Origin of the sequence: Caballeronia sp. LjRoot34, assembly GCF_964253815.1 — a bacterium.
In the GTDB taxonomy this organism is placed as follows: domain Bacteria; phylum Pseudomonadota; class Gammaproteobacteria; order Burkholderiales; family Burkholderiaceae; genus Caballeronia.
Window position 1 is genome coordinate 601,737 of the sequence record NZ_CAXUSB020000002.1, and the last position, 25,161, is coordinate 626,897.

Here is a 25,161-nt window from a genome sequence, read left to right on the forward strand (position 1 = left end):
AAATGAAACGCAATTTTATTACCACCGTGTTTTCGGTGATCGGCGCGATGCTCGCGCTGTCGTTAGCCATCGATGCGCATGCCGCATCTCTGGTGGCGTCGCAGGTCCTGAAGCATGGGGACATTCTGGGTGCGCTGGGCAATCATGCCTGGGCGATCGCTGGTGTCGGCTCCATCGCGGCCGCGCGCGAGTTCGGCCGGAAGAGCGGCGGCAACCCCGAGCAGGTGATGGAGCAAGTCACCGCCGAGCTGAAGCGCATCGGCGACGAGGTGAAGCAGTCGGGTGAGTTGGCATTGAAGCAAGCCAAGTCCGCCGGCGATATGAGCCTCGAAACGAAGGGCAAAGTGGACGAGTTGCTGTTGAAGCAAGGCGAGCTGCAGGCGCGACTTCAGGAAGCTGAGCAAAAGCTTGCGCGTCGCGGTGATCCGGACGAACCACAATCGGTGAAGTCGATCGGCCAGATGATCGTCGAATCGGAAGAGTTCAAGAGCGCTCGCTCTGAGGGCAAGAGCTCGGTGCGCGTGAAGTTGGACCGCAAGGACATCATGAATGTCCCGGCGACCGTCGGCGCAGGCGTCAGCGCGAGCAATTCGCTCGTAGTGGCCGATCGCCAGGCCGGCGTCATTGCGCCGCCGCAGCGCACGATGACGATTCGCAACCTGCTGATGCCCGGGCAGACGAGTTCCAACGCGATCGAGTATGCGGTGGAAACCGGCTTCACGAACGCCGCGGCGCCCACTGCCGAAGGCGGCGCAAAGCCCCAGTCGAGCATCACGTTCAATCTGAAGAGCCAGCCCGTGCGCACGATTCCGCATATCTTCCGGGCTTCGCGTCAGATCCTGGACGATGCGCCGATGCTGGCCAGCTACATCGATGGCCGTGCGCGTTATGGCCTTCAACTGGTCGAAGAGGCTCAGCTGCTGAGCGGCGACGGCACAGGCGCGAACATCCTCGGCATTCTGCCGCAGGCCAGCGCGTTCGCGCCGGCGATCACGCCCGCCAATGCAACGGCAATCGACCGGCTGCGTCTTGCGATTCTGCAATCGCTGCTGGCCGAGTTCCCGGCGTCGGGCATTGTGCTTAATCCGATCGACTGGGCCACCATCGAACTGACGAAGGACGCGCAAGGGCGCTACATCATCGGCAATCCGATGGACGGCACCACGCCGCGCCTCTGGAATCTCCCGGTGGTCGAGACGCAATCCATGGCCGCGAACACGTTCCTGACCGGCGCGTTCGCGATGGGCGCGCAGATCTTCGATCGCATGGAAATCGAGGTGCTTATTTCGCTCGAGGACGCGGACAACTTCACCAAAAACATGGTGACGATCCGTGCTGAAGAGCGCTTGGCACTTGCCGTGTACCGACCGGAAGCGTTCGTGACCGGCCTGGTCACTCCCGCGGCCGACTGATCGACGAGCATAAGCCTCGGTTGAGGGCTATCTAGGAGGGCGTCTTCGGACGCCCTTCTGCATTCTGGGGATGAAAAATGGACAGCAACAATCCGAATCACGTGCTTGTACAGCCGATTCGTAGTTTTCAAGGTGCCGAGGGGTTCAAGCATCCGTCGAGCCCGGCCTTTCCGGTGTCGCGTGGCCGCGCAGCCGAACTGAAGGCGAACGGCCTGGTTCGCGAGGCCGATGGGGTTAGCGCGCCTAAGGCTGCGGCCGAGCCGGTGGCGAAGAAGGCGCCCGAACCGCAAAACAAGATGACGCCCGATCCCCAGAACAAGAGCAAGCAGAAATAAATGGCCGATTCGCTGATCGCGACCGAGATCGCGCTTGCGCATCTGCGCGAAGACGCCGGCGTTGCCGATGACCTCATCGCCTTGTACATCGATGCAGCGGTGCAGTCGGCTCTCAACTATATGGATCGCAAGGTCTATGCGACAGATGCCGATATGGCGGCCGCCGTGCTCGCGGGAACGGCCGGTTCAGATCCGATCGTGATCGATGGTGCGATTAAGGCAGCGATTCTGCTCATTCTCGGAAAGCTGTACGCGTATCGCGAGGACCTGGTGGTCGGAACCGCCTCGACGGTCATGGAGCTGCCAGCAGGTTCGAAGCAGTTGCTTTATCCGTACCGGATTGGAGTCGGCGCATGAGAGCTGGTGCGCTCAATCGCCGTGTGCGCATCGATCAGCGCACTGGCACCGGCACATTGAACGATCCGCTCGGCTGGGCGCCGCTCGCGACCGTCTGGTGCAGTGTCCTGCTCCTCAGCGGCAAGGAAACACTGGTTGCAGATAGCGACGTCGGCAGCGCCTCGGCGAGCATCCGGATTCGGTACCGCACGGACATCACGAACGGTATGCGCGCTGTCCTGCTCAAGTTCGTCAATGGCGTTCCTGTTGACGATGTTGTTTTCAACATCCTGGCACCGCTCCCGAATCTCGGCAGCCGGGAGTACACGGATTTGGTGTGCAACACAGGGGCGAATGATGGTTGAGAAAGTCTGTACGCCAATGGATGGCAAAGGGAAGGTTCTCGCCAATCTGCTGATGGAGCAACTTTGCATCCCGAAGAACTGCACGGGCTTCGATGTCTCGTTCAACGCGGGCGAAGTCATCACCGTAACGATCCGCACGTATGCACGCGAGTCCGAGGGCGGCGAACTGACAGATGTGACGCCGCTCACCAGTGACGTGCGTATTTTCAAGTTGGTCGAGCAAGAAAATGGCGACTGCTGAATCGATCGTCGATGCGACGCTCGCGCCGTTCGCGGGCGGCCGGATCTTTCCGGACGTTGCGCCCACGGGCTCAGCAAGACCGTACATTGTCTATCAGTCGGTCGGCGGTCCCGACGAGACCACACTCGACGGCTTGAATGAGCTGCAGAACAGCCGTATGCAGATCGTCGCGTGGGGCGAAGACCGGTTATCGGTCGCACTTCTCATGCAACAGATTCTCCGGGCGCTGACTGCCGCGCCCGTCCTGGGTACGCCCATCGGTGCGCCGGTGAGCGTGTACGAGGATGACACGAGGCTTTTCGGCAGTCGCACCGACGTTTCTATTTGGTTCAACATCTGAGGACATCATGTCAAGCACCGCAATTAGCGCGCAGGGTTCCACCTTCTCGATCAACGACACCGGCACCGACTTGGTTCCGGTGTGGCTCAAGGTTTCCAACGTCAAATCGTTCACCGGCTTCGACGGTTCGGCAACCGAGCTCGACGCCACCGATCTCGATTCGGTCGCTAAAGAGAAGCTGCTCGGGCTCATCGATGAAGGTTCATTCTCCATCGACATCAACGTGAACATGGCCGACCCCGGCCAACTGGCTATGAAGGCATCGCAGAAGGCCAGCACGAAGAAGATGTACAAGCTGACGCTGCCGGACGGCACCGCGTCAACGTTCGATGCGTTCGTGAAGACGTTCCCGCTGTCGGGCGGCGTCGATGCGATTCTCGCCACGACCGTGGCAATGACGATCACGGGTCCGGTCACTGAAATTCCGGCCGGCGGCGGGGCTTAATCGCGTCGTCACTTGTAGGCGTAGAGCAAGCCGCGGTATATCCGCGGCCATGCCGCGTACGCCCAATAACGATAGTCCACCGCATCAGGAAAACACAAAGGAAAGCCGTATGTCAGTTCTCACGAAAGAATCTAAGGCCGCCATTCTCGCGACGGCCCATCTGAAAACCGAATCCGTCGAGGTGCCTGAGTGGGGAGACGGCGTGACGGTACTGGTTTCCGAAATGTCGGGCATCGCCCGCGACGCGTTCTTCCTTAAAAAAGGTGCCGGCAAGGTGCCTATCAGCGAGTCGCAAGCCGATCTGCTGCTCGCAACTGTCGTTGACGAATCCGGAGCGCTTGTGCTGGATGAATCCGACGTCGCCGGACTGCGCGCCCAGGGCGCCATTGCGATGGATCGAATTGCAGCGGTTGCAGTGCGATTGAATGGCATGGGTCCGACCGCAGTGGAGGACGCAGTAAAAAACTCCGCAGCCGCCCCGAGCGGCGATTTGCCCTCCGACTCAGCGTCGACTTCGGAATCCCAATAAGGGAACTGCTGGAGCGCATCACCAGCGCGGAGCTCGTCGAATACATGGCGTCGTACGAGCTGGACCGGCGCGGATCGCACTACGACGACCTTCGTGCCGGCACGATTGCATCGACGGTCGCAAACGTGAACCGGAATAGCAAAGTGCGCAAGGAACCGTTTGGACCGCTCGAATTCATGACGTGGAACGAGTTGAGCCGCGCGCAAGAGGTCGAGTCCGAGCCGATCTTGCTCGACGATCCCAAGGCGCAATCCAACCTGCTGAAGTTAATGATATTCCCGAGGCGCAATGGCTAAAAACTTCAGCGTCGAAAACATGCAGGCCATGACGGACGTGCTGCGCGGACTTGAGAACATTGCGAGCGAGTCGGTGTTACGACAGGCGGCGGTCGCCGGCGCTCGGGTCTACCTAGCTGAAATGAAGTTGCGGGTGCCGGTTGGCGTTGTCACTTACGAGCGTAAGGGAACCAAGATTTACCCGGGCTTCCTGCGCGACAACCTGCTGATTGCATACGACGCCGATGTATCCGTACCGGGGAAGTTAGCGTCCTACATCGCGACGTGGAGCAAGGATGCTTTCTATGGGCGATTCGTAGAGCACGGACGTTCAAAGATGGCTGCGCAGCCGTTCCTTCGTCCATCGTACGAGGCAAAGAAGACAGCGGCAGCCGAAGCAGTTGATGCTGTAATTAAATCTAAAGTGGCGGAATTGATGCATGTCTAACGAGACCGTCGTTCGCGTCAGCGTTGACGCCACTGGGTATGAGGCCGGCACGGAGCGCGCCCGGCGAAGCGCCGAAGCTTTTGCGGCATCTCAGGAGGATCTAGCAAGGCGCACTCAGGTTTCGCAAGCTGCTGTTGTCGAAGCTACCGCGAACGGCAGTACCGCGTCGGTACGCAACATCAACGCCCTTGTTCAGCAAGCGGCGAAGATGTCGGACACGTATGGGATGAACTCTCGACAGCTCCTCGCGTACAAGGCGTCCATCATGGGCGTCTCTGACGCGATAGCGCCATATCTTGAGAAGATGGACGCGATTGATGCCGCGAACGGTCGCGCGGCCGCTTCGACCGTAGTAGTGGGCGAAAGCAGTGAGGCCGCTGCAACTCGTATCGCTGCCATGGTGGAGGCTTCTCTTGAGGCATCTGTCGCGTTGAATAGTTCGACCGTATCGGCAGACCGGTACGCCGCGAGCGTGGAAGCGATGGCAGCGTCGGCTACCGTCGCGGAGAAGGCCAACTCTGGAATCGCGTCATCGGCTGCCGCGGCAGCGACTGCGCAGGCTGAGGCATCAGTCCAATTCGTTGCCGCTTCGACCGCGGTGAGCGCGGGTGCGGAGAGGGTCGCCGAGTCGCTTGGCCGTCAACTTACGGCGCTTACTGCATCCAAAGCGCAAATGGTCGAGTACGACGCGCAGATGGCGGGTTTCACGGCCGCCGAGACCGAGCAACTGGCGGCGATCGCCAAAGAAATCGATTTGCGCAAGCAGCAGATTGTCCTTGGCGAGCAGATGGCTGCAACTTACGTTGCAACCGCGGCGGGCGCACATGGCGCGTCGGGCGCGACGAAGGGGGTCACGGCCGAGATTGGAGTGCTTGGGCGTGAGGCCATGAGCGGCAATTTCTCGCGACTCGCCAGTTCGTTTACGCGCTTGCTATCGCTTGCCGGCGCGCTTGAGTTGCTGCTGAATCCGCTTTCGCTGTCAGTGGCCGCGGTTGGCTACGCCATGTACACCGTGGCCGCTCAGAACGAAAAAATGAACGAAGCGCTCGTCATGACCGGCGGCTATGCCGGCGTGACGGCGGACCAGTTGCGCGACATGGCGACCGCGGCGACCGCCGGGGGCGCCACGTTCAACACGGCTGCCGACGCCGTGACTGCTCTTGCGGCTACGGGCAGACTGACCGGCGAAGAAATTGCGAACCTTGGCAAGAGCGCCGCTGATGCCGCGACCTACACGAGCGTGTCGGTTAAGCAGATGGTCGATGATTTCACCAAGCTCGCGGACGAGCCGCTACAAGCGTCCGTCAAGCTTAATGATCAATACCACTACCTGACGGTAGCGACTTACGACCAGATCGCCGCGCTGGAGAAGCAGGGAGATGCGACCGGCGCCGCGAAGGTTGCAGTCGAGGCATTCTCGACCGCAATGGATGAACGCACCAAGGACATCGCGGCAAACGAGGGCGTTATCCTGGCGGGCTGGCGTGACATTAAGGCGATGATCAATGGCGCAATTGAGGCCGTTGGATCGTTCGGTGCGGCATCAGCGCCGGGCCAAATTGTGGCGCGCCTACAGGACAACAAAACAGCGCGTGCGCCCATCGGGCAGTGGTCGCCGGAAGATGAGGCCGAGCTTCAAAAGGCGATCGCCACGCGCGATGCAGCGGTTAAAGCAGCCCAGGACAAGGCTAGGGCGGATCGTCAGAATCAGGAAGTGATCGACGCCAAGCACTCGTATGACACTTGGAACTCTCAGTTCGCGTCGCCTGCGGAGCGACGTGAGAAAGAGATTCAAAAATACATCGATACCATCGCCACGCCACTGAATCTCAGCCCAGAGCAGCAGCTCACGGACGAGGCGCAGATAAACGCGAAGTACCCGGACAAGAAAGCCCCGAAGACACCGCGTGCAAAGGCTGTTACGGACGATGCCGGTACTCGCATGCTGCAACAGCTCCGGGATCAACAGGCGGCGATGGATGCGCAGTTGGCCACGACCGGGAAGATGACGACCGCTGAGAGTGACCTGGCGAAATTTAACCAGGAAATTAGCGACTGGAAAACCAAGACGCTTACGCCTCAGCAGCAAAGCCTTGTGAATGACCAGGACGCGATTCGTGCGGCGTTGCAAACCAATGTCGAGCTCGAGAAACAGGTCAAATACAAAGAGGCGCTGGCAACATTGGCCGAGCGCTCGGCGCAGATCGACTCGTCGATGGCTAATTACCAGCAAAACCAAACTGACCAGTACAGCCGGGAGCTTGACGCTTTTGGCATGGGCTCGGATGCGCTGAAAAATGCACAGGCGGTCAAGTCGATATACGCAGAGTATCAGCGGGAGCAGGATCAGCTTGCCAAGTCAGCCAAGGATGGCACGATTGACAGCCCTCAGTACGCCGCCGATTCCGCGAAGATCAAAGCCGGGCTCGATCAGTCGCTTGCGAATTACGACGCCTATTATTCGTCACTGAAGACCAAGCAAGCGGACTGGACGAACGGCGCAACCGCTGCGCTCGCGAACTCTATGGATTCCGCGAACAATATGGCGGCGCAAACCGAATCAGTAGTGACCAACATGGCGAAGGGCATGGAGGATGCGTTCGTGTCGTTTGCGACGACTGGCAAGCTGAATTTCAAGAGCCTTGCTGACAGCGTCATCAGCGACATCATTCGGATGCAGGCGCGTGCGGCCATTTCTGGTTTGTTCAATTTTGCTATCGGCGCGGTTGGCAGCTACTTTGGAAATAGCGGCGCCACATTTGCCGCTAATGCCCAAGGCGGCAATACGCTCGATAATTTGGTTTCAGACACGGGCGGATGGGGAACGATCCCGGCTCGTGCCGGCGGTGGCCCGGTCAGTGCGGGAACGACATATCTCGTCGGTGAGAAGGGCCCAGAATTATTCAACCCAGGTGCATCGGGGACGATCACGCCGAACCATGCAATTAGCAGCAGCCTCGGTGGGGACATCAACATCAGCGCGCCCGTGACGGTCGACGGCGGCACGAACGCGGCGGCCAATCAGAGTAACGGCGCAGACCTGAATAAGAAGATCACGGCGGCCGTGCGCGCTGTCGTCGTGAACGAGCGCAAGCAGGGCGGTGCGCTCTGGAAAATGGCTAACAACATTGCTTAATCAATGCCCGGCGCATATCGCCGGGCATACGAGGAATAAAAATGAAACCATCCATTAAAGAATCGGCTTCCCGGCATCAAGGTCTGCTTGTTTCTGCTCAAGAAACTCGCGTCCGGCGAGATGAAGCAATTGCTCGAATCGCTCCTCCTTTGTCAGAAAGTTTCCGAGTTGCGCTAGGTAGAAGCGGCCAGGTGCTTGGGTTTCAGATGACTGGTGAGCCAGCCATTCAGCAAGGTTGACGCGCTGCTCGGGAGTCAATATCCGTTCCACGAGGTAAGTCGTAACACTCGCCGTACCGGCCAACATATCGTATAGACCGGCGACATTAATTTGTAACTGCTGGATTTTCGTATCGACGTCCATCGCGGCCTCAAGAGTTTGTGGGATCCTGTAAACATAGCAGATTGGACAAATCACTTAAATTTACCAGCGAGGCGCTTCATTTCTCGAGAATATCTGATGGCCGATACATTCCTCTGGGTGCCGACAGTCGCAAACCTTTCGGGCACCGCGACGCTGCTCGTCCGTAAAGCGCAGTTCGGCGACGGGTATGCACAGCGCGTCGCCGACGGTATCAATAACCGGTCGTCGTCATTCAATCTGGCATTCATCGGCGACGCCACTAAGATCTCTGCAATCCTCGCTTTTCTTGACGCGCATCTCGGCTCGACAGGCTTTCTCTGGACGCCGCCGCTTCGCCCGCAACTGATGTTCACCTGCGAGACATATTCCGAGCCGACGAAAGACGGCAACGTGTACAGCATGTCCGCGACGTTTGATCAAACCTTCGCACCATAAATATGAACCTCCAAAAAGTAGAGCTGGGCACTCCTCCGACTGGAGTAGGTGGTGACGACGTGCGTACGTCGAATACCAAGACGAACGCGAATGTCGATGTATTGAACTTACAAGCAACGCTTACCTCTGGCCCATCCGTTACAACAGGGCAAGACCTTCAACAGATTCATGTGGGTAAGAGGGTCAATTTCAATATTCCCGCAGGCCAAAGTATTGGGCTTGCGCCTGCAGACCAGGCCGGCGCTGACGCGTTAATCTATCTGCGCAATGCTGGAGCCGCTGTAACTCCAATTTGGCCAGGCGGTGCTAATCAAGGTCAGCCTCAACAGGCGTTCGCTCAAATGGCACCGGGCGAAGCGTGCATTTTTGTAACCGATGGCGTAGGTTGGTCTGTCTACATGCGTGGCCGCACGTGGGGCTATGATGAGCAGGTCTACGGCAGTTTGACAGTTGGAAATGAGCTGCACGTCAACGGTCCTGCAAATTTCCAAAATGGAATAAGCATTCCTGGCGGACAGATTCTTGCACCGGAAGGAACGCAAGCAGCCCCGGGCATCTCGTTCCAAAACGATGGGGCGCCCGACACTGGTTTTTGGCACATAGCCGACGGAAAATTCGCCACTGTAGCCAACACAATCGTCCTAACTACGCACCAGACATCTGGCGTTGACTACGTTGTCCCGCTTACACAAAACGGAAAACAGGTCTGGCACGCTGGAAATCTAGGAAATCCAGTTTCAAGTGGAACCGGAAATAAGGTGTACTTATCGTATAGCAGCGGAACTCTACAGTTAACCATTGATTCAACCGGCTTCGGCGCGTTTGCGATGGTTAGCCAAAACAATACGTTCACTAACGTAAACACGTTTTCAAGTTGGACGTATTTGTTAGGGAACCTTCCGCAAAACACGATAATTAAGTCGAATCAAACGTCGTCTTACCTAACGTTTGTTACGGCGAACGGCGCGGCGGGGAATGTCCGATACGATAATACGACGTTTGGGTTCGGTATGGTGAACGCAGATGCGAGTAATTGGGCGGCCCTTACGGTGCTAACACTTACTCAGGCGTCGGACCTCGATTTAAAAACCAACATAAAGCCTGTTCGTGCGGTGTTGCCGTTGCTTAAAACAAAACGAGTTGTTAGTTACCAGTTCAAAGTTCCGCAATCGGAAGGTGGCGGATTAGCGTCGCCTAGTATTGGTGTCATCGCGCAAGAATGGCAAGATGATTTCCCGGAACTCATTGCAGTAACTGGAACTGATATTGACGCAGATGGCGATGCCATTGCACATCAATACGACAAGGACGGCGTTGAGATTTATGGCCCCAAGGGCAAGCCCGCTAGTCGTAAGGCGCTTGGTTTCAACTACGGGAACGCGGCGGCGGTTGCGTTGCAAGGTGTTATTGAATTGCAAGAAGCGCTTAGCGCAGCACTTGATCGGATTGCAGCGCTTGAGGCGAAGTCAACATGAGCATCACCGCAGACATCCAGGGGCTTGAGCCAGGCGCGCTGATCGAACTATTTGAGGTCGATTGCACGGCGATCGGCGGAGACATGCTGCGCTTTCACGGGCATCTTCAATCGACCTCGATTTTCTGGCAGGGCAACGAATATAAGCCATGGTCGATCCAGGGCAGTGGCTTCGAGCACACGTCCGACGCACAACAGCCGGAGCCGACACTCACGGTCGGAAACGTGAACGGCACGATCTCGGCGCTGTGCGTATTCCTCGCTGACATGGTCGGAGCGCGTGTCACTCGGCATCGAACGCTTTCGAAGTATCTCGATGCCGCCAACTTCCCGCGTAACAATTTTCTTCTTTGGTCGGAGGCATTCGAACAGGATTCTTGGCAGCTTATCAACAGCGTTGCGTCCAAAGTTGCTACGTTGGACCCCAACGGGAATCAGGAAGGACGTCGCATTAGTCGCGTCACGGCCGGCAATAACTACATTGTGCAGTACGTCCCAAATATTCAGTCGAGCGTTGGCTTTAACGGTTCTATATATCTTCGGGCCGACGAAACACAGGACATTGGACCGCTTGTGTTGCGCCTGAGGGATTCCAACAACGTTGAGTACGTGAACAAGGCTGTCAGGCCCGTTGCCGGCGCATGGAGCAGGTTTGACATTTCAGCGGTGTTTCCGCCTGACGCTGCCCCGGGAGTGCTCTTCTTTGTTGATCCGGGCAGCGATGGTGAAGCAGCAGGTGACAGCTTTTTGGCCTATGGCGCGCAGCTTGTTAGCGGGTTAGCGGTTCAGCCTTACGTGTTCACAGATGCACAAACTGGTTATAACCCCAGCGCAGACCCCGGTGAGGAAATGGCGGTCGAGCTCTGGTACATCGAGCAGAAGACCAGCGAAACAAACGTTCAGGTTGAATTCACGCTGTCGTCGGCGCTCGACTTCGGCGGGCAGCAGGTGCCGGCGCGCCAGATCGCATCCGCGTGCCAATGGAAATACCGTGACGCAAATTGCGGCTACACGGGCTCAGCGTATTTCACGATCAAAGACGTTGCGACCGATGATCCTGCGCTCGATCGTTGCAGCATGAAAATCAGCGGCTGCGAATGCCGTTTCGGTGTCAATGAGCCGTTGCCGTTCGGCGGCTTCCTAAGCGACAACCTTTCGTAACAAATCCATGAACGAAACGACAAAGAACGCGATCGCGGTTCACGCGCTCGCGGAGTACCCGCGCGAGTGCTGCGGGTTGGTAGTCGCGCGCGCCGGCGAAGAGGCCTACGTGCAGTGCCGGAATCTCGCCGAGAAACCGACCCAGCATTTCGTCATGTCGCCGCAGGACTATGCGGCCGCGGAAGACCTCGGGCAGGTTTTGGCCATCGTGCATTCGCATCCGGGCGCTGCGGCGCGGCCGAGCATGACTGATAAGGCCATGTGCGAAGTAAGTGGCGTCGAGACTTGGATCATTGTCGCGCTCGGTGTGCAGGGCGATGGGTCAATTGCGGTCGATGACTGGTGCGAGTTTGGCCCTTCCGGATATATCCCGCCGCTGCTCGGTCGCGAGTTCTCGCACGGCACTTTGGATTGCTTTTCACTCTGTCGTGACTGGTACCGAATTGAGCGCGGGATCACCGTAGCTGATTTTCCGCGCACGGATAAGTGGTGGGAAGACGGCACTTCAAACCTGTACATCGATAACTACGAGAAGGCCGGTTTCACCAATCTCGGTCCTGACGTTGAGCCACAAATCGGCGACGTCTTACTGATGCAGATCCGCAGCAAAAACGGCGTGCCGAATCACGCTGGCCTGTATCTGGGCCACGGCGTCTTCATCCATCACATGCACGGGCAATTGTCAGGTCGCGCGGTCTGGGGCGGCATGTGGGCGCAGTGCCTGCGCGGTGTGCTTCGATACGTAGGAGAAAAGGCGTGAACGAAAAGCTTCGAACCATCCGTCTCTATGGAATCGTCGGCGCTAAGTTCGGTCGCGTGCATCGGCTTGCAGTCGGGTCGACAGCCGAGGCCATGCGCGCGTTGCGCGTGCTTTTGCCGGGCTTCGAAAAATTCATGATGAACGCCCGCGATAACGGACTGACGTTTGCGGTCTTCAACGGCAAGCGCAATCTGGGTGAAAACGAGTTGGCGCATCCGGTCGGCAATGACGACATTCGCGTAGCCCCGGTCATGATCGGCAGCAAGAACAGCGGATTGTTCACGACCATCTTAGGCACTGCGCTGGCTGTTGTCGGCGTCGTGACAAGCGAGTTCGGCGGCGGCTTCCTGATTGGCATCGGCGCGTCTATGGCACTTGGTGGAGTCGTGCAGATGTTGAGCCCGCAGCAGAGCGGCCTTGCCTCTAATAGCGGCCCTGACAATGGCACGTCCTACTATTTCAACGGTGCCGTGAACAGTGCGTCGCAGGGCGACTGCGTCCCCATCGGTTACGGGCGCATGCGCGTCGGCTCCAAGGTCGGCAGTTCGGCGATCGTTGCTGAGGATCAAACCTGATGCGTCAAATTTCAGGGGCGAAGGGCAGCGATTCGTCGAGCAGCCCGACGGAGTCTCCGGATAGCCTACATTCTGTCGCCACTGCTCGAATCCTTGACATTGTTTCCGAGGGACCGATTCAAGGCCTGGTCAATGGTCTGCAATCGGTTTATCTCGACGACACGCCGATTCAGAACTCGGACGGCTCGACGAACTTCACAAACTACACGGTCGACTATCGACTTGGCACGCAGGACCAGACGTTTATGTCTGGCTTTCCAGCGGTCGAGAATGAGATTGCTGTTAGCGTCGCGCTCACCTCGGACACGCCTTGGGTGCGTCAGGTCGAGAACACGCAGCTTACTGCCGTGCGCGTCCGGATCGGGGTGCCGGCGTTACAGCAGTCGGACGCGACCACGGGTGATGTCAACGGTTACCGCATCGAATATGCGGTTGATCTTGCGACCGATGGCGGCTCATATTCCCAGGTGCTGACGGGCGCGTTCGACGGCAAGACGACATCGCTGTACGAGCGCACGATCCGTATCGAGTTGCCTGCGGCATCTACGGGATGGCTGGTGCGCGTGCGCCGGTTGACTACCAATGCTCACAGCGCATTGATCGCCGACACGACAACCATCGAGGCGATCACAGAGGTTATCGACCGGAAGTTACGGTACCCGATGAGTGCAGTTTTTGGCCTGTCATTCGACGCCCAATCTTTCAGTTCGGTCCCGACACGAGCCTACGATCTGTATTTGCGCATCATCAGCGTTCCGTCGAACTATGATCCGATCGCACGCACCTATTCCGGCACATGGGACGGGACCTTTAAGCAAGCGTGGTCCGATAGCCCACCGTGGATTTTCTACGATCTCGTCCTCAACCCGGTGTACGGGCTGGGTAAGCGTATCGATGCATCGATGATCGATAAATGGGGGCTCTACGACATCGGCCGCTACTGCGATGTGATGGTGTCTGACGGGAAGGGCGGGCAAGAGCCGCGCTTTACGTGCAACGCCTATATCCAGTCTCAGGCAGACGCATACAAGGTGCTGCAGGATCTCGCGTCGGTGTTTCGTGGCATCTCTTACTGGGGTCCCGGTTCCGTCGTTGCATGCGCAGATATGCCGTCCGATCCGGTCTACGTGTACACCGCTGCCAACCGTTGCGCCGATGGCCCGTTCACGTATGTCGGTTCAGCGCTGAAGACGCGCTACACCGTCGCGCTCGTGAGCTGGAACGATCCGGCGAACGGCTATCAGCAGGCTGCCGAGTATGTGTCTGACGATGATGGTATTTCGCGCTACGGCGTGACCAAGGCGCAGATCACTGCATTCGGCACGACGTCGCAAGGTCAGGCGCACAGGCTTGGTCTGTGGACGCTGCTCACGAGCCGGTACGAGACGAACACGGTTTCTTTCTCGGTTGGCCTCGACGGCACGCGCTGCGCGCCCGGCCAGATCATTGCGGTTGCAGATCCGGACAAGGCAGGTCGGCGGATCGGGGGTCGCGTGCGCACGGTCGCTGGGGCGAATATCACGCTCGACAAAGCGCCGGCCGCTGCAGCGGGCGACATCCTCACGGCTATCCTGCCGTCCGGCATTGCGCAGGCGCGCACGGTGCAGTCAATCGCGGGCGACACCATCACCCTGGCTGCCGCGTACGACACGGCGCCTGTGAACGGCGCGGTCTGGATGTTGGAAAGCGCCGACCTTGCTTCGCAGTTGTTTCGCGTGGTTAGCGTGCAGGAAAACTCCGACGATGGCCAGATCACCTACGTGGTGAACGCAACGCAGTACGAGCCCGGAAAATATGCGGCGATCGATGACGGCGCGGCCATTCAGGTGCGGCCGGTCACCGTAATTCCGCCATCCGTGCAGCCGCCGCCGACGAATGTGCGGTTGTCGTCGTACTCCGTGATCGACCAGGGCATTTCGAAGACCACGATGGTGATCGCGTGGGACTCGGCCGACAAGGCGGTTTCCTACATTCCAGAGTGGCAGAAGGACAACGGCGAGTGGATTTCCATGAACGCCGTGGGTGGCCTGCAGGCGGAGGTGCCCGGCATTTATCAGGGCGGCTACGTGGCGCGAGTGCGCGCCGTGAATGGCATGGGCGTCACATCGATTCCGGCGTACGGCGTTCTCACCCAGCTCACCGGCAAAACCAGCCCGCCGCCTTCAGTTGCTTCATTGACCACCGTTTCGCAGATTTTCGGGATCGACGTGATCTGGACGTACCCGGCGGATGGGTCTGCCGGCGATACGCAGCGCACGGAGCTTTGGTATAGCCGCACGCCGGCGCGTGCCGATGCCGTGAAGCAATCTGATTATGCGTATCCGCAGGCGAAGGCCAGCCTAATGGGTCTTGCGGCAGGGCAGACGTTCTACTTTTGGGCGCGCCTTGTCGATACTTCCGGGAACATCGGGGCGTGGTTTCCAATCGGTGATCCGGGCGTCCAAGGTTCGAGCAGCGCAGATGCGACCGCGTACAACGAGTATTTCGCAGGGCTCATCACAAAATCGGCGCTCGGACAGGACCTGCTTGCGCCGATCGATGCCATTCCTGGCATGCAGACGGACTTGGCAGCGAACGCCGCGGCGATCACCAAGGAGGTCACGGACCGAAGCAGTGCGATCGCTAGTGAGTCGGACGCCCGCGCTGCCGCTATTGAGCTGGAAGCAATAGCCCGCGCGCAAAGCGACGCGGCCGAGGCGCTGGCGCGCGGGACGGCAATTACGACCGAGCAACAATCACGAGAGGATGCGGACGGTGCCCTGTCGACGCGAATCGACGCCGTATCAGCAACGACTGGAGGGAACGCAGCGGCCATTACGCAGGAAATAACCGCACGCACTGATGCCGATAGCGCCCTTGGTTCAAGGATCGACACCGTCGTCAGCGCCACCAGCGGGAACACAGCGGCGATCACCGGCGAGGCGACCACCCGCGCGGACGCAGATAGCGCGCTCAGCTCACGTATCGATACCGTTGTATCCAACGTTGGCGCGAACACCTCCGCAATCCAGAATGAGGCGACCACCCGCGCGGACGCAGATTCGGCGCTTTCGACTCGCATAGATACGGTTACGGCGTCTACTGCGGCAAATGCATCGGCAATCTCGCAGGAAGCAACGGCGCGCGCTGATGCGGATTCGACGCAGGCACAGCTTACGACGGCGCTCACTGCGCGCGTTGGCGGGCTGGAAAACCCAGGCGCTAACTTGTTGCCGAACTCCAGCGCAGCAAGCGGAACAGCACATTGGAATCAGGGAGGATTTCCAGGGCTCGCGTGGCAACAGGCAGGCGATGGAAACGTGTTTTTCATACCCGCTAACGGTACTCCGACGACAGGTTATGCCATCGCTGACAGCGTGGCGGTATGGGGCGGTTCACCTTATGCAATTTCAGCAGACATATATGTGGATGCTGCGGCAACTGGAGTGTATTACTTCGATGTCCAGTATTACGACGCAGACGGTAACAGTGTTCTGGATGGGTCTAATTCATCGGGTACGCAACTTGGGGCATGGACCAGGGTCTTTACAACGGATACGGCTCCTGCAACCGCGACGCAAGCACGGGTTCGCATGGTCGCGCAGGATGCAACTTGGAACATTCTGGATTTCAAGCTCGTTAAGTTTGAACGCTTGCTAACAACGACGTCCTTACCGACTCCGTATTCGAACGAAGGCGATGTAGCATCCTCGTATTCGGCAATCGTGAGTGAGTCGACAGCTCGCGCCACTGGGGACTCAGCGCTAAGCACGCGCATCGATTCGCTTACATCTACGGTCGGCGATGCGAATGCGGCAATCACATCCGAGGCGCAGACCCGAGCGGCGGCCGATAGCGCGCTTTCATCGCGCGTCGATTCCATCTCGGCCGAGATCGTCATCCCAAACATGGCCGGTAGCACTGGCGACTATGCCGGATCGACGCAGATCTACGCCGGTGTCTACACAGAGATTTCAGCGCGTGCCGAAGCAGATCTTGCGCTCGCTGTAAAAACCGACACGATCGCGGCTCAAAGCCAATCGGCCACGAGCAACCTTACCGCTGCTGTGCGCACGGAGACCACTGCGCGCGTCGACGCAGACTCGGCACTGGCGTCGCAGGTTACGACGGTTCAAGCCAACGTAGACGCGAACACCGCGCTGATCCAGAACGAGGCCACGGCGCGTGCAGACGCTGACAGCGCGCAAGCGACACAGATTTCCACTGTGCAGGCCAGCGTTACCGGTTTGAGCGCAGCAGTTCAGACCAATGCGAATTCTTACGCTGATTTGAGCGGCAAGGTTAGCGCTTCTTACTCGATCAAAACCCAGATCACCGCAAACGGCCGCACGTATATCGCCGGTATCGGGGTAGGGACGGACAACAACGGCGGCATCATCGAATCGCAGGTGCTTTTCTCTGCGAGCCGCGTTGCGATTATCGACCCGAACGGGAGCGCGGTCACGGCGCCTTTCGTCGTCCAAGGCGGCCAGGTGTTCATGAGTCAAGCGCTGATCGGTACGGGCTGGATCACCAACCTGATGATCGGAGACATCATTCAATCGACAGCGCTCGGCGCGAACGGGCAGCCGCTGTGGATCTTGAATAAGAATTCCGGAATCACCTTCAACGGCGCGAACATTGGCAGCGGCTACGCGGTGAGCGACAACACCGGCGGCCGGGCCTACGACAACAATGGCACGTTGCGTGTCCGTTGGGGAGTTTGGGCGTAATGCCGGCCGGTCTTCAAGTATGGGATGCGTCAGGGAATCTGGTCGTGGACATCACGTCCAGGCTTCAGCGGTTCGTGGGTTCGGCGCCGGTTGGTGGCTCGAATCCCAGTAGCGTTACGAATGCCAATTTGTCGGCCGGGACAGTCTGGTTTGCCTTTCAGCCGTCTCAGATATGGGGGTTTCAGAACATGGATGTAAGTCGTCCAATCTTTTCCGTATCGGGCAACACGATCAGTTGGGTGTATTCGGCCGGAGCGACAACGCGCAACATCCAAATCCAAGGCACGTTGTTTTTCGGGGTTTACTAATGCCGGTCGGATTTCAGTGTTTCGCACAGGACGGGTCTAACGTCGCACAGATCGATAGCGACCTCGGTCTAGGCAACATGCAGTTGCGCCAGAAAATAACCCAGACGATGGCCTGGGCCGGGTTTCCCGTCTACACGATTTCAGACGGCAGTCGGTACAGTTCGCAGGGTAACCAGACGACTTTCACGTTCGCAGCGACCAACCCGTTTGTGGTGTTCGAGTGTTCGAGCGGCTATTGCGTTCCGATGACGTGGACGAAGTCCGGAGGCAATTGGTCCGTGGTGATTGTCGGTGATAGCGCGGTACCGGTAACCGCCTACATTTTCGACGAGGTGAGCTCGATCGGTAGTGGTGGCAATTTCGGGCTTCAGGTGTTCAACGCCGCCGGCGTTCTTGTTGCTGACGTGACGAAGCCGTTCGCGCGCCCCGTTGGCTCGAACCAGGGTAACCCGAAATACGCTTACGGCTCGACGGGCTACACCACCGACAGCGGTACGTGGTCCGCAGCCCAGGGTTCCAAGGCATTCCCGGTCGCGCAGCGCGTGGGTATCGCGTGCGTGCAGCCTGCGTTTGGAACAGGCGGCACGTCCGGCGGCGCAAGCAATGCTGGCGTCGTTATGTCCTGCTTCAACACATCGGGCGGCACCGTCAGCACGAACATGGTGATGTTCGGCGATACCAGCAATTTCAATAACTACACCGGGTTCAAAGAGTCCATCAGTTGGTCGTATCTGGCGGTCGACATTTCTTTTCTGTAGGAGCAAGCATGCCCATCGCAGTCAACTACGTGACGCCGAACACCGGCGCCGCGGCGACTTATCACGTCGTCCAGCAAATCACGCTCGATTATGTGTCGTCGATCACGAATTCAACTGTCTCGTCGTACCTGTCAAAAGATGCCAAAGACGCAGGCAAGTTTCCGATGTACACGCAACAGATTCCGGTCGACGGTCTCCCGGCTGCCGCACAGGATGCCCGCGCGTATGCCGAGGGCCGAATCGTCGAGTCGACGCCCGATGGAACCACGGTTGTTCCGTACGCGAACCGCTACGCATTCGCCGGCGGGACGATCGTCGAGTAATAGCAACACACGCAATGCAGGCCGCCCACAAGGCGGCTTTTTTTATGTCCGCGTGACGCGGCTCTTAGGAGGGTAAGGCGTGGAAAACGAACTGCAACCGACGGTAGGCGCGCAGGAGAACGGACGGCCGTGGACGTTCGACAGGTCAGTGAATCTGCCGACGCTTCTCACGTTGGTGGCAATGCTGGTCGCGACGCTCGGATCCGGCTTCGGCATCTATCTGAATTTTGATCGGCGCATCAGCCGCCTCGAGGATCGAACCGATCATGTGGAAAAGACGCAGGACGAACAGAAGGCCGACAACAAGGAGCAGCTCACGCGCATCAACGAAAAGCTCGATCGCTTGCTATATGACCGCGCCGGCGTGCGCCCCGAAACCCGAGGATGGACAAAATGAAATTCAAACTCTCGCTGGCCGACGGCTGGCAGCAACTGCACAAGAAGGGCGTAGTGATTCTATCGAGCACGCTCGCTACGGTCTCAGCATTCGGCCCGGTGATCCGTGACGCCTGGCACAACGTGCCCGACGATCTCAAGGCCATCATCCCGGCGCACACGCAACAGGCCATCGCATACGCGATCCTGTTCGCTTCGATCGTCGCGGTGCGGTACACCGCCGTGCGTCGCGTTCCTTCGGATGCCGGGGGTGTGCGATGAGTTGGTTCGGCGCGATCTTGGGCATGTTTCAGCGTTCGGCGCTGGCCGTTCCAGGCGCACCCAGTGTCAACGTGCCTTCCACTTCGGCCGGTAAGCCCAGTGTTCCAGATGTTCCAGCCGTTGTACCAGCAGGATCCGATTGGCAGGTTGTCGATGGCCCGTCATGGCTCGACCTCGTGCGGCCGCTTGTGCAGTTCTTCGAGAGCTGCCGCCTGGTCGCCTACTGGGATGCAACCGGCAAGGTCTGGACGTGCGGCTGGGGATCCACGGGCGCGGACGTTGTTGAAGGAACTGTCTGGACGCAGGCCTACGCCGATGCTCGACTCGATGCCGGTTTGAACACGGCCGGCGGGCAGGCCGATGCCGCGGTTCGCGTGAAGCTATCACCGCAACAGAAGGCGGCAATCGTCAGCATCCTTTACAACGTCGGCGCTGGGCGCGCCGCGAAGGGCGGCGACCCGGGCCGCGATGGCATCGTCGTACTCGCCAACGGCCAGCCGTCCACGCTTCTGCGCAATCTCAACGACCTCGTATTTGCGACCGCAGCAGATCAGTTCCTTGTGTGGAACAAGTCGGGCGGCCAGATCCTAAATGGGCTGGTGAAGCGCCGTACTGCCGAGCGCAGCCTCTTTCTCACAGGGACATGGAAATGACAGCACTCCTCGCATCGATCTGGCCGTACATCTTCAGCGGCGTGCTTGCGGCCGGCGGCATCTTGTTTGGCTGGCTGAAAACAAAGCAGGCCCAGACGACCGTCGCGCAGGCTGGGCAGAAGGTAGCCGAAGCGCAGACCAGCGCGGCCCAGGCGCAAACCCAAACCGCCGAGGTGCGTGATGCCGAAGCACAGGCAAACGCCGCGGCTTCCGCCGCCGGCGTACAAGCAATCAAGGAGAGAACAAATGCGGAAAATGACGTCACTGCTTTGCCTGTTGGTGCCGCTGATCAGCAGTTGCGGGACGATTGGTCAAGAGCCGGTGAAGACGCCGGCCACGGCGCCGGAGGTGCAGGTAAAGACCCGAATCGTTGATACCGGGTGTGATTGGACGAAGGCTATCTACGTGAGCAAGGGCGATGTGTTGAGCGACGAGACCGCGAAAGCGATCCTCGCGCACAACCTGGCTGGCGCGAAGAATTGCGGATGGAAGCCATCCAAAGGAACATCTCAATGACCAGGCTGTATTCCCCGGGTACGTCGCTTTCATTCATCGAAACCGATGCTCTTGCAAAGACCTATATCGTAGTTCCCACTGACGGCACGCAACATTACGCCCGTAACTATGAGGCGGACAAACGTATGATGTTTTGACGGATGGCGACATCCGTGCGGTGAAATAATTAAGCAGATGCTGCACTAAAGGACTAATCGAGTCTTTTAGTCATGCGGCTTCGAATTCTAACCGGCGTATGGAAATGCAATGCTAACTGCGGTCATGTTTATAGCGGCGGCCTTCATAGCCGCCTACATCATCGTCTCTTTCATGTCTGCGATTCGCATGCAATTTGTTCATGGTGTGTACGCGCATATTGAATACAACACGGCCAAGTGGAGTAAGTTTGGGGCTTGGGCACCCAAGCGAGTAGCCCTGCTTTTGCGGTTACGTCGACTAGCGATATTGGCGATCGTCGTAATTTCAGCTTCTACGATGATTCCACTGTTTGTCGGCGATTCCTCACAATCGAACGCTGACGCGAGCACCAAGTAGGGGGGGCTGCGAGCGATTCGGAAGCATACGGCGAGCGGTCGTCCTGAGCGGGTTGAAATACGCTGAGCGGAACGGGGCATCCGGGCGAGTACCTTCTTGCATTGCTGGATCAACGTCCATGGCCACCACCATGGCCGCCGCCGTGACCTCCACCGTGGCCACCTCCATTCCAATGACCGCCACCGCCGTGGGGGTGTCCGCCTCCGCCCCAATAACCTCCGCGATGACCACGGTAGTAACCACCACCACCGCCGCTCCAAATATTCACGGTTCCGTACGTTGGTGCGTAATAACCCGGCGCATAGCCGTAGCCGCCATCGTCGTAGGGTCCATATCCGTAACCAGGGGCCACTACGCATCCACCCAAAGCCGCCGCTGCTGCGAGAACTGCAACTATCTTTAGCATCATTCCTCCTGCATGTAAGTGTCAGAAAGGAATGTGGGGATGAAGTTCTTGCTTAATTGTGTCCTGGGATTACAGGGGCGCCGTTTAGTGCACTTTCGCCCTCTCGTCTTGCAGCCTACGCGATCGGTCTAATCGAGTTCATATGAATGACGGACCGTACCGTCGTCCCACAACAACTTGCCTTCAACCTCGCCTCCGAATACCGAAGCCACATAGCAAAGCATTGCCGCATCGAGTTCGGTAGCTTCCGGCCAGACGCGACCTGCATCGAGAAAAGAGGTCACGACAGCGTCGGGACGATAAGCAATAAAGATCGTCTCTCGGAAAGGATCGCCGGCCTGTTCCACTTTGATATTTTCGCGTTCGATGATCGGTCGCGCCAGGTCCACATCGGCTGTGAACTTTTGGCAATGGGTAAGACGGGCGAGGTCGTTCGCGGATGCCGTTGGATTTAAGCGCAGTAACTCGGCACGCTCAACCCAGCAATCTAGCGTCGCAGCAGGCAGGTCTGTCGTGTTCATGGCGACTCTCCCGAAAGGGCTCAGACTCCGCGCTATCATGCTCTTTGGAGGTGATCCATGTGTGCAAACTACGATCCAACCGCAGAGATTGATTTCGAGGCGTTCTCTCAGTTCCCCAAGCCGAACTTCGATTACCCGATCGAAACATGGAAAGATTACGCCGCGCCGATCCTGCGGAAAAGTGCCGACGAATATCTGACCGATCCCGCCACATTTGGAATGGTGCCGTGCAAGCACATTCCATCCGGGGTGAAATTGTTTGACACCATGAATGCGCGTGCTGAGTCGGTAGGCGAGAAACGAAGCTTTTCCGGAGCGTGGAAGAAGCTGCAGCTTTGCTTAATCCCGTGTCGCAGTTTCTACGAGCCAAGTTACGAGAGCGGGTCTGCTGTGCGCTGGCGTATCGGCCTGGAGTCGGGCGCGCCGCTTGCCATCGCGGGGCTATGGCGTGCGTGGGCCGAGCCCGAAGGCGCGGCGCTGTCGTTCACGATGTTGACCGTCAACGCCGAGGGCCACCCGCTCATGCATCGCTTCCACAAGCCGGGTGCTGAGAAGCGATCGGTGGTGATCCTCCGTCCCGAGCAATACGATGATTGGCTCGTGTGCCGCACGACGGACGAGGCGAGATCCTTCCTCAATCTGTTCCCTGTCGATGAAATGACATCCGCGCCGGCCCCGATCCCGCCACGCCGGCGCAAACCAAAAGCCGAGGATTCGGAAACGCTCTTATAGGGCGTGGTTCGCTCATTTGGAATATCGCGGCCAGCCCTTCTTCGTCTTGCCGTCATCTTCATCGTCCGTGCCAGTCGCACGCACCCAAAATGCACATCCGGTTTGGGGACTCTGCACGATGGAAATGCCAGGTCCTCGCACACAAACCGCGTAGGAACCCGACGAATCCCATCCGCCCCAATGCTCACATTCCCAGCAGGGGCGACTCCCGCCGTGTGGATGGAAGTGAAGCATGATCCCACCAATAGACTGTATGGATATACAGTATAAAGTGATTTATGGACGTTGCGAGCGCGGCGTCTTTGCCAAATTTCGCAGCGGCGGAAGCTATAATTGCCCTACATAGTGTTATATTTCCCCAACTTTACAGCGACGGGGATATAAATGTCTTTGGACGACGGGCACGCGAGATTTTTGAAATCACTGGAAGTAAGCAAAGTTTTTACCCCGACCGCCCCCGTGGACGGTAAGGCACTGTTTGCCGGCAGGCACGACCAACTCCGACAAGTGATCGACGCGGTCAACCAAAAAGGGCAGCATGCGATAATTTTTGGGGAGCGCGGAGTTGGGAAAACTTCGCTAGTAAATGTCTTGGCCGAATTTTTGCCCATGATGGGGGCGAGGCCTGCGATAACTCCTCGTGTTAATTGTGATTCGTCGGATACATTCGAGTCAGTATTCGAAAAAGCTTTCCGTGAGATTTCTTTAGTTCAACAAACTCAACGAACCATTGGATTCACCAGTCCTCAGAATCCGCCGCAGCAGATCGACGGCCGCTCGCTGGTTGATGGGAAATTCACCCCTGACAATGTGCGGCGAGCGTTGTCGATTATTTCGACAATTTATATACCAATAATTATCTTGGACGAGTTCGACCGATTGTCTGACACCGTTAAGCACTCCGTTGCAGACACGGTCAAGACACTTTCCGATCACGGAGTTGACGCCACAATAATCATGGTTGGGGTGGCAGACACAGTGAGTGAGCTCATCCGCGAGCACGCGTCAGTTGAGCGTGCGATGGTCCAAGTGCCAATGCCCCGTATGTCGGTTGGCGAAATTGCCGAAATTATCACCAAAGGAAATCATCGGCTCAATCTCACCGTTAGCGAAGCGGCAGATAAAACTATCCGTATGCTTTCTCAAGGTCTTCCGCATTACACACACTTGGTTTGCTTGTATGCGGCCCGAAAGACGATTGAGGCCGGAGAATCAGAGGTTGGCGTGATGGCCGTGGAGCAAGCAATTGATCAAGCCGTAGGAAACGCCCAGCAGTCTATTCAAAGTGCATATCATTTGGCAACCATGAGCCCGCGTAAGGATAACCTTTTCGCGGATGTGCTTTTGGCGTGCGCGTTGGCACCGGTTGACCAGATGGGATATTTTGCAGCGCAGGACATCCGAGAACCGATGCAAGATATTACAGGCAGGGACTACCAGATCCCTAGCTTCTCTCAGCATCTAAATGAGTTTTCCGAGGACAAGCGTGGCCCGATTCTCAAAAAAATCGGGACCGCGCGTCGCTTTCGATTTCGCTTTATCAATCCGCTGTTGCAGCCCTACGTGGTAATGCAAGGTTGCTTGAGCGGTAAGGTCGCCATAACCTGAGGAAGCGGATTGTCGAAAACCCCCGCGACCATCTTGCGGGTTTTGGTTCGACCAGAGTGAGAGGATCGAACCTCTCACGAGGTTTCTAAGTTACTCGTTTGCGAAAATCCGCGGCACAGGCAGAAAAACACACACCCTCACGTATGCGAATCCTAGGTGCGTGGCTCGGATGTATATCTGGTGCTGGTAGCGGGGACCGGACTTGAACCGGCAAGCCGTTAGGCGGCGGATTTTAAGTACGACATTGACGCCTTGCGCTCAAAAAACGATCCAAAATGGCGCTGTATGTCATTGATTGTAAAGTGTCCAATAGTGTGTTTCGGTGGTCTCATACAGACGTCGAGAACCTGCTCTCAGCACCGCCCAGCAAAGTCCTGCAAAGAACTGATGGTTGTATCGCTTCGATTCACGCCAGCAGAGCGTGACTGTACGGGGTCAACCCGTGCAATTGAGCGGCACGCAATTCCGGCTGGCGTTGCTGTTTTTCTCGAACATCGGGCGCGTCCTGTCGCGCGATCACATCTTCGCGATGGTCTGGGGACGCGAGTTTCGCGAGTCCACACGGACCATCGACAGCCACGTGTCACGCTTGAGGCTCGCGCTGATGATCGAGCCGATCAATCACTTCCGCTTGCAACCCGTGTACAAGAGCGGCTATAGGCTGTTGCATCTTTATGGCGACACCGTCGATGAAACGCACATGCATGAGGAAGCCGCTGCTTGCACCGCGTGATACATGCGTGGTGTCTGAAAATGAACAAGCCGTCGCTGGACGGCTTGTTCTTGTGTACCTGATGCCTCAG

The 25,161-nt window shown here is 57.9% G+C and carries 27 protein-coding genes and 3 pseudogenes; 28 read left to right on the plus strand and 2 right to left on the minus strand.

The window, feature by feature from the left end; genetic code table 11:
* The first annotated feature begins 227 nt into the window (after positions 1-227).
* The 11 genes from ACSQ36_RS22305 (at position 228) to ACSQ36_RS22355 (ending at position 7,862) form a co-directional block, all read left to right on the plus strand.
* Positions 228-1,412, plus strand: coding sequence for a phage major capsid protein (locus ACSQ36_RS22305; protein ID WP_436184916.1), 1,185 nt, complete (start codon positions 228-230; stop codon positions 1,410-1,412).
* Between the two features lie 77 nt (positions 1,413-1,489).
* Entirely contained in the window at positions 1,490-1,747 is a 258-nt protein-coding gene (locus ACSQ36_RS22310; RefSeq protein WP_436183615.1) for a hypothetical protein, read from the plus strand.
* Positions 1,748-2,104 (plus strand): head-tail connector protein, encoded by a 357-nt coding sequence (locus tag ACSQ36_RS22315; RefSeq protein WP_436183616.1) that lies wholly within the window; start codon positions 1,748-1,750, stop codon positions 2,102-2,104.
* On the plus strand, positions 2,101-2,448 hold the full coding sequence (locus tag ACSQ36_RS22320; protein WP_436183617.1) for a phage head closure protein: 348 nt from the start codon (positions 2,101-2,103) through the stop codon (positions 2,446-2,448). The genes ACSQ36_RS22315 and ACSQ36_RS22320 overlap by 4 nt, the downstream gene beginning before the upstream one ends.
* Positions 2,438-2,689: a hypothetical protein gene (locus ACSQ36_RS22325; RefSeq protein ID WP_436183618.1), complete on the plus strand. Its 252-nt coding sequence runs from the start codon at positions 2,438-2,440 to the stop codon at positions 2,687-2,689. The genes ACSQ36_RS22320 and ACSQ36_RS22325 overlap by 11 nt, the downstream gene beginning before the upstream one ends.
* Positions 2,676-3,029 (plus strand): DUF3168 domain-containing protein, encoded by a 354-nt coding sequence (locus ACSQ36_RS22330; RefSeq protein ID WP_436183619.1) that lies wholly within the window; start codon positions 2,676-2,678, stop codon positions 3,027-3,029. The genes ACSQ36_RS22325 and ACSQ36_RS22330 overlap by 14 nt, the downstream gene beginning before the upstream one ends.
* A 7-nt stretch (positions 3,030-3,036) precedes the next feature.
* The gene (locus tag ACSQ36_RS22335) at positions 3,037-3,474 is read left to right on the plus strand and encodes a phage tail tube protein (protein ID WP_436183620.1); all 438 of its coding nucleotides are present in this window, start codon (positions 3,037-3,039) and stop codon (positions 3,472-3,474) included.
* Positions 3,475-3,583: 109 nt separating this feature from the next.
* A complete protein-coding gene (locus ACSQ36_RS22340) occupies positions 3,584-4,003 on the plus strand; it encodes a hypothetical protein (RefSeq protein ID WP_436183621.1) in 420 nt (139 codons plus the stop codon).
* A 17-nt stretch (positions 4,004-4,020) separates the two neighbouring features.
* Positions 4,021-4,299, plus strand: a complete 279-nt coding sequence (locus tag ACSQ36_RS22345; protein WP_436184917.1) for a phage tail assembly protein T — start codon at positions 4,021-4,023, stop codon at positions 4,297-4,299.
* The gene (locus ACSQ36_RS22350) at positions 4,292-4,726 is read left to right on the plus strand and encodes an HK97-gp10 family putative phage morphogenesis protein (protein WP_436183622.1); all 435 of its coding nucleotides are present in this window, start codon (positions 4,292-4,294) and stop codon (positions 4,724-4,726) included. The genes ACSQ36_RS22345 and ACSQ36_RS22350 overlap by 8 nt, the downstream gene beginning before the upstream one ends.
* Complete coding sequence (locus ACSQ36_RS22355) at positions 4,719-7,862, plus strand: phage tail tape measure protein (protein WP_436183623.1); 3,144 nt, start codon at positions 4,719-4,721, stop codon at positions 7,860-7,862. Before ACSQ36_RS22350 ends, ACSQ36_RS22355 begins: the two co-directional genes overlap by 8 nt.
* 54 nt (positions 7,863-7,916) lie before the next feature.
* Here ACSQ36_RS22355 and ACSQ36_RS22360 read toward each other — a convergent pair whose 3' ends face one another.
* A complete protein-coding gene (locus ACSQ36_RS22360) occupies positions 7,917-8,225 on the minus strand; it encodes a hypothetical protein (protein ID WP_436183624.1) in 309 nt (102 codons plus the stop codon).
* 96 nt (positions 8,226-8,321) lie between these two features.
* Here ACSQ36_RS22360 and ACSQ36_RS22365 point away from each other — a divergent pair, with 96 nt between their 5' ends.
* The 14 genes and pseudogenes from ACSQ36_RS22365 (at position 8,322) to ACSQ36_RS22430 (ending at position 21,091) form a co-directional block, all read left to right on the plus strand.
* The gene (locus tag ACSQ36_RS22365) at positions 8,322-8,660 is read left to right on the plus strand and encodes a phage tail protein (protein WP_436183625.1); all 339 of its coding nucleotides are present in this window, start codon (positions 8,322-8,324) and stop codon (positions 8,658-8,660) included.
* A gap of 2 nt (positions 8,661-8,662) precedes the next feature.
* A complete protein-coding gene (locus tag ACSQ36_RS22370) occupies positions 8,663-10,135 on the plus strand; it encodes a tail fiber domain-containing protein (RefSeq protein ID WP_436183626.1) in 1,473 nt (490 codons plus the stop codon).
* A pseudogene (locus ACSQ36_RS22375) lies at positions 10,132-10,476 on the plus strand (phage minor tail protein L); the annotation flags it as partial. The gene ACSQ36_RS22370 and the pseudogene ACSQ36_RS22375, both read left to right, overlap by 4 nt.
* Positions 10,477-11,295, plus strand: a pseudogene (locus ACSQ36_RS22380) (phage minor tail protein L); the annotation flags it as partial.
* A 7-nt stretch (positions 11,296-11,302) separates the two neighbouring features.
* On the plus strand, positions 11,303-12,055 hold the full coding sequence (locus tag ACSQ36_RS22385) for a C40 family peptidase (protein WP_436183627.1): 753 nt from the start codon (positions 11,303-11,305) through the stop codon (positions 12,053-12,055).
* The gene (locus ACSQ36_RS22390; protein WP_436183628.1) at positions 12,052-12,630 is read left to right on the plus strand and encodes a tail assembly protein; all 579 of its coding nucleotides are present in this window, start codon (positions 12,052-12,054) and stop codon (positions 12,628-12,630) included. The genes ACSQ36_RS22385 and ACSQ36_RS22390 overlap by 4 nt, the downstream gene beginning before the upstream one ends.
* The gene (gpJ, locus tag ACSQ36_RS22395; protein WP_436183629.1) at positions 12,630-17,342 is read left to right on the plus strand and encodes a TipJ family phage tail tip protein; all 4,713 of its coding nucleotides are present in this window, start codon (positions 12,630-12,632) and stop codon (positions 17,340-17,342) included. Before ACSQ36_RS22390 ends, gpJ begins: the two co-directional genes overlap by 1 nt.
* Positions 17,343-17,649: 307 nt before the next feature.
* Positions 17,650-18,408 carry a hypothetical protein gene (locus ACSQ36_RS22400; RefSeq protein ID WP_436183630.1) on the plus strand — a complete coding sequence of 253 codons (759 nt, stop codon included), beginning with the start codon at positions 17,650-17,652 and terminating at the stop codon, positions 18,406-18,408.
* Positions 18,409-18,416: 8 nt separating this feature from the next.
* A complete protein-coding gene (locus tag ACSQ36_RS22405; protein WP_436183631.1) occupies positions 18,417-18,731 on the plus strand; it encodes a hypothetical protein in 315 nt (104 codons plus the stop codon).
* A gap of 79 nt (positions 18,732-18,810) precedes the next feature.
* On the plus strand, positions 18,811-19,128 hold the full coding sequence (locus tag ACSQ36_RS22410) for a hypothetical protein (protein WP_436183632.1): 318 nt from the start codon (positions 18,811-18,813) through the stop codon (positions 19,126-19,128).
* Complete coding sequence (locus tag ACSQ36_RS22415) at positions 19,125-19,388, plus strand: hypothetical protein (protein WP_436183633.1); 264 nt, start codon at positions 19,125-19,127, stop codon at positions 19,386-19,388. Before ACSQ36_RS22410 ends, ACSQ36_RS22415 begins: the two co-directional genes overlap by 4 nt.
* Positions 19,385-20,041 (plus strand): lysozyme, encoded by a 657-nt coding sequence (locus ACSQ36_RS22420; protein WP_436183634.1) that lies wholly within the window; start codon positions 19,385-19,387, stop codon positions 20,039-20,041. The genes ACSQ36_RS22415 and ACSQ36_RS22420 overlap by 4 nt, the downstream gene beginning before the upstream one ends.
* Positions 20,032-20,415 carry a hypothetical protein gene (locus ACSQ36_RS22425; protein WP_436183635.1) on the plus strand — a complete coding sequence of 128 codons (384 nt, stop codon included), beginning with the start codon at positions 20,032-20,034 and terminating at the stop codon, positions 20,413-20,415. The genes ACSQ36_RS22420 and ACSQ36_RS22425 overlap by 10 nt, the downstream gene beginning before the upstream one ends.
* Positions 20,416-20,803: 388 nt before the next feature.
* Complete coding sequence (locus ACSQ36_RS22430) at positions 20,804-21,091, plus strand: hypothetical protein (protein ID WP_436183636.1); 288 nt, start codon at positions 20,804-20,806, stop codon at positions 21,089-21,091.
* Between the two features lie 534 nt (positions 21,092-21,625).
* Here the strand turns inward: ACSQ36_RS22430 and ACSQ36_RS22435 are convergent.
* Entirely contained in the window at positions 21,626-22,018 is a 393-nt protein-coding gene (locus ACSQ36_RS22435) for a hypothetical protein (RefSeq protein WP_436183637.1), read from the minus strand.
* 57 nt (positions 22,019-22,075) lie between these two features.
* Between ACSQ36_RS22435 and ACSQ36_RS22440 the strand changes: the two genes are divergently transcribed.
* From ACSQ36_RS22440 to ACSQ36_RS22450, 3 genes and pseudogenes are all read left to right on the plus strand, one after another.
* Positions 22,076-22,750: an SOS response-associated peptidase gene (locus tag ACSQ36_RS22440; RefSeq protein ID WP_436183638.1), complete on the plus strand. Its 675-nt coding sequence runs from the start codon at positions 22,076-22,078 to the stop codon at positions 22,748-22,750.
* A 384-nt stretch (positions 22,751-23,134) separates the two neighbouring features.
* A complete protein-coding gene (locus ACSQ36_RS22445) occupies positions 23,135-24,358 on the plus strand; it encodes an ATP-binding protein (protein ID WP_436183639.1) in 1,224 nt (407 codons plus the stop codon).
* Between the two features lie 394 nt (positions 24,359-24,752).
* Positions 24,753-25,091: pseudogene (locus tag ACSQ36_RS22450) on the plus strand (winged helix-turn-helix domain-containing protein); the annotation flags it as partial.
* Between the last annotated feature and the right edge of the window lie 70 nt (positions 25,092-25,161).

What these genes read in the sequence shown, in the direction of transcription:
- ACSQ36_RS22385 (WP_436183627.1), top strand. Translation starts at nt 11,303, where the DNA reads ATGAACGAAACGACAAAGAACGCGATCGCGGTTCACGCGCTCGCGGAG.
- ACSQ36_RS22445 (WP_436183639.1), top strand. Translation starts at nt 23,135, where the DNA reads ATGTCTTTGGACGACGGGCACGCGAGATTTTTGAAATCACTGGAAGTA.
- ACSQ36_RS22430 (WP_436183636.1), top strand. Translation starts at nt 20,804, where the DNA reads ATGCTAACTGCGGTCATGTTTATAGCGGCGGCCTTCATAGCCGCCTAC.
- ACSQ36_RS22340 (WP_436183621.1), top strand. Translation starts at nt 3,584, where the DNA reads ATGTCAGTTCTCACGAAAGAATCTAAGGCCGCCATTCTCGCGACGGCC.
- ACSQ36_RS22305 (WP_436184916.1), top strand. Translation starts at nt 228, where the DNA reads ATGGAGCAAGTCACCGCCGAGCTGAAGCGCATCGGCGACGAGGTGAAG.
- ACSQ36_RS22405 (WP_436183631.1), top strand. Translation starts at nt 18,417, where the DNA reads ATGCCCATCGCAGTCAACTACGTGACGCCGAACACCGGCGCCGCGGCG.
- ACSQ36_RS22365 (WP_436183625.1), top strand. Translation starts at nt 8,322, where the DNA reads ATGGCCGATACATTCCTCTGGGTGCCGACAGTCGCAAACCTTTCGGGC.
- ACSQ36_RS22355 (WP_436183623.1), top strand. Translation starts at nt 4,719, where the DNA reads ATGTCTAACGAGACCGTCGTTCGCGTCAGCGTTGACGCCACTGGGTAT.
- ACSQ36_RS22425 (WP_436183635.1), top strand. Translation starts at nt 20,032, where the DNA reads ATGGAAATGACAGCACTCCTCGCATCGATCTGGCCGTACATCTTCAGC.
- ACSQ36_RS22315 (WP_436183616.1), top strand. Translation starts at nt 1,748, where the DNA reads ATGGCCGATTCGCTGATCGCGACCGAGATCGCGCTTGCGCATCTGCGC.
- ACSQ36_RS22350 (WP_436183622.1), top strand. Translation starts at nt 4,292, where the DNA reads ATGGCTAAAAACTTCAGCGTCGAAAACATGCAGGCCATGACGGACGTG.
- ACSQ36_RS22415 (WP_436183633.1), top strand. Translation starts at nt 19,125, where the DNA reads ATGAAATTCAAACTCTCGCTGGCCGACGGCTGGCAGCAACTGCACAAG.
- ACSQ36_RS22400 (WP_436183630.1), top strand. Translation starts at nt 17,650, where the DNA reads ATGCCGGTCGGATTTCAGTGTTTCGCACAGGACGGGTCTAACGTCGCA.
- ACSQ36_RS22440 (WP_436183638.1), top strand. Translation starts at nt 22,076, where the DNA reads ATGTGTGCAAACTACGATCCAACCGCAGAGATTGATTTCGAGGCGTTC.
- ACSQ36_RS22320 (WP_436183617.1), top strand. Translation starts at nt 2,101, where the DNA reads ATGAGAGCTGGTGCGCTCAATCGCCGTGTGCGCATCGATCAGCGCACT.
- ACSQ36_RS22330 (WP_436183619.1), top strand. Translation starts at nt 2,676, where the DNA reads ATGGCGACTGCTGAATCGATCGTCGATGCGACGCTCGCGCCGTTCGCG.
- ACSQ36_RS22335 (WP_436183620.1), top strand. Translation starts at nt 3,037, where the DNA reads ATGTCAAGCACCGCAATTAGCGCGCAGGGTTCCACCTTCTCGATCAAC.
- ACSQ36_RS22370 (WP_436183626.1), top strand. Translation starts at nt 8,663, where the DNA reads ATGAACCTCCAAAAAGTAGAGCTGGGCACTCCTCCGACTGGAGTAGGT.
- ACSQ36_RS22310 (WP_436183615.1), top strand. Translation starts at nt 1,490, where the DNA reads ATGGACAGCAACAATCCGAATCACGTGCTTGTACAGCCGATTCGTAGT.
- ACSQ36_RS22420 (WP_436183634.1), top strand. Translation starts at nt 19,385, where the DNA reads ATGAGTTGGTTCGGCGCGATCTTGGGCATGTTTCAGCGTTCGGCGCTG.
- ACSQ36_RS22325 (WP_436183618.1), top strand. Translation starts at nt 2,438, where the DNA reads ATGATGGTTGAGAAAGTCTGTACGCCAATGGATGGCAAAGGGAAGGTT.
- ACSQ36_RS22360 (WP_436183624.1), bottom strand. Translation starts at nt 8,225, where the DNA reads ATGGACGTCGATACGAAAATCCAGCAGTTACAAATTAATGTCGCCGGT.
- gpJ (WP_436183629.1), top strand. Translation starts at nt 12,630, where the DNA reads ATGCGTCAAATTTCAGGGGCGAAGGGCAGCGATTCGTCGAGCAGCCCG.
- ACSQ36_RS22435 (WP_436183637.1), bottom strand. Translation starts at nt 22,018, where the DNA reads ATGAACACGACAGACCTGCCTGCTGCGACGCTAGATTGCTGGGTTGAG.